We start from the raw sequence: 5,287 nt of genomic DNA, 5'->3' as shown, positions 1-5,287 counted from the left end.
CCGTTCCACCTGTTCCTGCCAGCGGGGCAGGTTTTGCCGCACCAAGTCCACCAGCGCAATCGGCTCCAGTTGCAACCGACGTCCCTCGCCTGGCGTGGCAGCGGACATGACCGTTTCTGTGGCCTGGAAAAACAGACCGAAACGGTTGATCTGCTCAGTACACTCGCGGTCGATCTTCTCCACGTATTCCCGCACCCGCGGTGGCAGGTCGCGCCGCTTCAGGATGAGGCTGACCAAGGTGCGGATGGTACTGAGGGGCGTCTGGATCTCGTGGATGAGAGCCCGCAACAACTCCGCCTCCGAGAGGCTGCTGACTTGCTCTGGCTCGGCTTGGGGAGCGGAGGAGCGGCCGTGGGCGGGAGGCGCAGGCGCTGGCGAGGAAGCGGAAGATGAAGAAGCCGGGATCTGCCTTGCTGCTGGTGGCGGTGGAGGGGCAGGGGCAGCCTCCTGTTCTGCCCTGGCAGGGGGCAGGCAGGCGGGCGGGGATCCAAACTCGGCCAGGTTACCCAGCAGAAGGAAGCTGCTGAAGCGGGCCAACACCCGTACATGCGGCTTCATCAGGGGATAGCGGCGAGCCAACTCCTGCCAAGCGGCGAGCCGGTCTGGCCTGCCCTGTTGAACCCGTTGCTCCAGGCTCTGCCAGGCTCGTCGGATCACCTCCGGCTCGAAAGATACCATCATCCCCCTTTGCCGGGTGTGGGGATGGTAACCCTGGGCGGCTACTGCCGAAAAAACAGGGGTGAGCAGCAACAGAAAAGGCTCCTCCACCAGTGGATCCCGCGGCAGCAGAGGAATCACCGTCTGCCCAGGGGTGAGGATTGACTCAGGGGAAAAATCCGGGCTGAACAACCAGGGGGTTTCCCGTGCCGGCTCCCAAGAACGGCGGGGAGGATGCAGCGCATCCATGGGCAGGGGCAGTTGGGGCAAGGGATCCCGCACCACCCAAGGGGGCCACCAGGAGACTGGCCCCCCGATCACCACTCCAAACTGTCCCACCTCTTGCCATAGCTGGAGCAGGGCTGCCACCGTCTGCTGCCAAGAGCGCTCCCCCGCCCCCGGCAACCATTCTGGCAAGGGTAGAGCAGCCCACAAGGCTTCCATCAAGGACAGAAATCGGCGGCTGTTCACGGATCCCTTTGATCCCACCCTTCCCCTGTAGGCTAGCGGTTGTGGTGCTCCCAGGACAGCGGAAAACCTCACCTTCTCCAGGGCGGATCCCCGCCTTGCTCACCCAATCCGTCCATCCGGCAGGGTTGCCCCGCGCAGGTTGGCTCCCACGAGGTTGGCCGTGCTGAGGTCGGCGCGGGTGAGGATGGCCCCGCGGAGATCGGCATTTTCCAGGTTGGTGCGGCCCAGATAGGCATCCACCAGGCTCGCTGATCTCAGATCGGCCCCGGCTAGGTTGGCCCGACTCAGATCCGTCCGCGCCAGCTTGGCCGAGCGCAGGCAGGCGGCGGAAAGATCTGCTCCCGCCAGATCCGCCTCGCTGAGGTTGGCCTCCGTCAAGTTGACCTGGCTGAGCATAGCTTCCTTCAAATTGGCCCGCCCCATCTGCACCCCCTGGAGGTCTGCGCCCAAAAAGGAAGCCCTTCTCAGGTCGGCGTTGCTGAGGATGGCCCCGCGCAAACAGGCTCGCTGCAGGTTGGCTCCCTGTAAGTGGGCTCCAATTAAACTGGCCTCTTTGAGATTGGCCCCGCTCAAGTCAGCTCGCGTCAAATCTGCTCCCGCCAGGTTGGCCCCGCTCAGGTCGGCGCGGCTGAGATTGGCGTTGCGCAACACCGCTCCCCGACGGCTCTCGAATCGCAAGTTGGCCCCCCGCAGGCAAGCCCCCCCCAAGTTGGCGCTGGTGAGGTTAGCCCAGCGCAGATCCGCATCCAGCAGATTAGCATCCAGCAGCAGGGCCAGGGTCAGGTTGGCCCCATGCAAATCTGCCCCCTGCAAAGTGGCGCCGTGCAACTGGGCATCTCTGAGATCCGCCTCGCTCAAGTCCGCCTGGCTGAGGTTGGCCCCCCCAAGGTTAGCTCCAACGAGGTTGGCCTTCTGCAGCTTGGCCCGCCCCAGAAAAGCAAAGATCAAATTGGCGCTGTGCAGGTCGGCTTGTGAGAGATCCACCCCGATTAAATCGGCCCGGCTTAGATCCAGGGCGGCTAGGTTTTCGCCCGCAAAGTTAGTGCGTCCTGCCCGGTAGAGGCGGAGCAGCTCCTTGGCATCCATAGGCAGAGAGGGGGGATCTGAACTGGTGGACATTCTAGAAGAAAATCACGATGTTTCCCTACCGCTCTGCGCCGCCCTCACCCCAGCCCCTCTCCTTTTGGGAGAGGGGCTGGGGTGAGGGCGGCGCATTGGCGACAGGGTATGGAATCCGAAGTCGATGGCTATGAGTGCTAGACGGGATCCCCAACAGGGGGTTTGGCCCTCAAACCAACCCGAACAGACGGCGCTCTGCCTCTTCCATACGTTCCAACAGAGCCGCAAATTTCGTAGAGATCTCCTCCACTTCCTGCAAAAAGGTGCGCAACGTCTGGTACTTGAAAACCAAGGCTTCTTCTAGGGGACGGCTCTGGAACTGTTCGTCCAATGCCTGGCCCAGCTCGCTCAGGGCATTTTCAATGGCGGTTTTGATCGCGCCAATGCTGCGCCGCACCAAGCGCATCACTTCCTGCTCCAACTGGGGCTTTTGGCGGGCCAGCTCGCTGGTGGCCAGCACCTGCCGCAGAGCGGCATAGGGATCCCCCACCTGAAGCGGCATCTCGGCCATCTCTCCTGGCTGTCCCCCACTGCCAGCGGGCCGCAGCAAACTCCACTCCGATTGCTCCAGCTTACTCAGGATCCCTCTGAACAGGGCAGCGGATCCCTCTACGTCTTTCAGAAGGCCGCGCAGCACCTGGTGTTTGAGGCTCAGGTATTGGGCCGGAGCCTCGTCCTGCAGCCCCTCATCCAGGGCGTTGCCCAACTCGCTCAGGGTGTTCTCGATGGTGGCCATCAGGGATCCAGCGCTACGATGCAGCAGTTGGCGGCAGGGTTCTGGAAGCTCTGGCGCCAGGACGGCAGGGGCAGAAAAAGCAGGGGGCTCGGCTATTGCTTTCCCATCGTTCGGAATTTCGGACTCCAGCCAGGTGATGCGACTGGACTCCGTCCCGCCGGTGCCGACGGCATTTTCCCCATTGAGCCAATCGAGATCGGCGGCACAGCTCACGGCAGCTAACCCCCCACCAGCCATCGTTTCTTGGGACACGTAAACGTAGAGGGGCTGCAGCATCTGCAGCACGGCGTTAGCTGCTTGGCTATCCTGCTCCGGTTCCTGGAGCTGCTGCACCGCCTGTTGCAGCCGCGCTTCCAGCTCCTGCGGGGAGTTGCAGGCGTCGTAAAGGGCTCTGAGCAGCTCGTCGAGACTGTAGCGCCGTAGGGCCGCCAACCCTTGCACAGTGGGCTCTAGCTTGTGGTGCAAAGCTGTGAACAAAACCAGCTTGGCCCGCAAGGGACTGGTCTGCTGCATCACCCCTGCCCGCAACTCGAACGGGTCGTAGTCTTGCTTGTGCAGTTGTAGGCCACCGTATCCCAGAGGTAAGCTGGGCGCAGGCGCCACCCAAGCGGGCAGATCTCCGACTGAAGCAGTCAGAGGGCTGCCGGGCTCCGATTGAGACTGTTGGTAGAGGGGCTGGAGCTTGCTCAGGAGCATTTTGGCGACGCGGGCGTATTCAGCCTTCTTGTTGATCTGGTTGATGGCGTTGCGAAAACACTGGCCCAGAGCCTCAAGCGTGGCGTGCTCTCGGCAGAGCTGCTCCAACAGCGCCTTCAATTCCTCCTCGTTCAGCTTGCTGGCATTGCTTTCCCAACTGCGGGTGCAGGTGAAGTAAACCAACTTTTTCACCCGGTCTGCGTACCCGTCCCGCTGCACTTCTTGCACGACAAGGCGAAGGGGATCCGAGACTGCCATAGGGAGCTGCCCAGCGGAGGTGCGTGTATCTAAAACTACTAGGAAGGCTCCTCTGAGGCCCTTCACGATGGCTTTTCTGAAAAGCATGGCCTGCGAGGTACTACCATCATGAGGCAAGCGGCTGGGGCGATCAACCGCTGCCAAAAACCCGGCCGTCGGCAACAGCTCCCAAGAAAAGCTATGTCCAGATTCAACCGTTCTGCTGGCCGAGCTCGGGATCGGACAGAGTCTGGCGGCCCTGCTTTCGAGAAGAGTGTCGATGCCGCGGGAGAAGACCTCGGCTGCTCTTTTCCCCGTAATGCTTGGAGAAGATAGGGTAGGCGTCCTGGCGAGGGGGGGCGGAATCCATCGATTGCGCCTCCTGAAGTTCGTGTAAAAGCTGCAAGTAGAACGCTCGCCGCTCCCAGTCCAGCTCCCGCAGCCCACAGCCCGGCTCCCGATCGTGCAAGCAATCGCGAAACTGACAGGTGCCCAGCCGCTCCCTGACTTCGGGAAAGCAGCCAGCTAGCTGCAAAGGTGCAACGGGTGGGATCCCTTCGCCGGCATTGAAGCCGGGCGAATCGGCAATCCAACCGCCCTCCGGCAAGGGAAACAGCTCTACGTGGCGGGTGGTGTGCCGCCCCTGGCGCAACTTCTCCGATACTGCCTGGGTGGCCAGCCGCGCCTCCGGCAGCAGCCGATTGAGCAAGCTGGATTTGCCCACCCCTGAGGGGCCGGCCACCACCGAAATCTGATCCCGACAGCGGCGGCGCAGCTCGGGGATCCCTGCCTCAGTAAGGGCACTGACCAATAGAGGCTCATACCCCCACCGCTGCAGACGCTGTCGCCAGCTCTCTGCCACCGCCGCCTCTACACAATCGCACTTGTTGAACACCACCTGAACCCGCAGGTGGCTGGCCTCAGCCTGTACCAGCAGACGGCTGAGGGCATTGGGCTCGGGCTCCGGATCCACTAGAGCCACCACCACCAAGACTTGGGTTATGTTGGCGATGGCCGGTCGAGGCAACTGAGTTCGCCGCGGCAGAATGGCCTCAATTGCCCCCCGCTCCGGCCAGAGAGAGTCGGCAACCGGCGGCAAGCTAACCTCCACCCAGTCCCCCACCATCACCTGCTGCCCCATCTTTTTCAGCTTGGCCCGAGCAGTGCAGAGAAGCTCAGCCGGCATCGGCTTTTGGGCCGGGAAATGCGCCTCGATCTCAGGAAAAAGGGCAGCTAGCTCAGGATCGATGCGCACGCGATAAAAGTTGGCCTGGGCGGCGCGCACCCAGCCGGTGCAGGCGGATCCCTGACCCCCCTCTCCGGCGGCCTGTCCCGCTCCATCCCAGCTCAGGTGGCTCATGCCGAGTCCCC

At 62.7% G+C, this 5,287-nt stretch carries 4 protein-coding genes; all 4 read right to left on the bottom strand.

Annotation, left to right across the window (positions count from 1 at the left end; translation table 11 throughout):
* Nucleotides 1-1,128, bottom strand: a 1,128-nt coding sequence (locus NW835_RS13120; RefSeq protein ID WP_414415519.1) for a histidine kinase dimerization/phospho-acceptor domain-containing protein, incomplete at its 3' end; no start/stop codon positions are given.
* A gap of 99 nt (nucleotides 1,129-1,227) precedes the next feature.
* Nucleotides 1,228-2,214 (bottom strand): pentapeptide repeat-containing protein, encoded by a 987-nt coding sequence (locus NW835_RS13115; RefSeq protein WP_414377116.1) that lies wholly within the window; start codon nucleotides 2,212-2,214, stop codon nucleotides 1,228-1,230.
* A 202-nt stretch (nucleotides 2,215-2,416) separates the two neighbouring features.
* Nucleotides 2,417-3,937: a hypothetical protein gene (locus NW835_RS13110; protein WP_414415518.1), complete on the bottom strand. Its 1,521-nt coding sequence runs from the start codon at nucleotides 3,935-3,937 to the stop codon at nucleotides 2,417-2,419.
* Between the two features lie 190 nt (nucleotides 3,938-4,127).
* Nucleotides 4,128-5,287: ribosome small subunit-dependent GTPase A (rsgA, locus tag NW835_RS13105; RefSeq protein WP_414415517.1), on the bottom strand; the 1,160-nt coding region annotated here is incomplete at its 5' end.

Source organism: Synechococcus sp. OH2, from assembly GCF_047462155.1.
Taxonomy (GTDB): domain Bacteria; phylum Cyanobacteriota; class Cyanobacteriia; order Thermostichales; family Thermostichaceae; genus Thermostichus.
The sequence above is the reverse complement of the archived record's forward strand: the minus strand, read 5'-3'. Positions and strand labels throughout refer to the sequence as shown.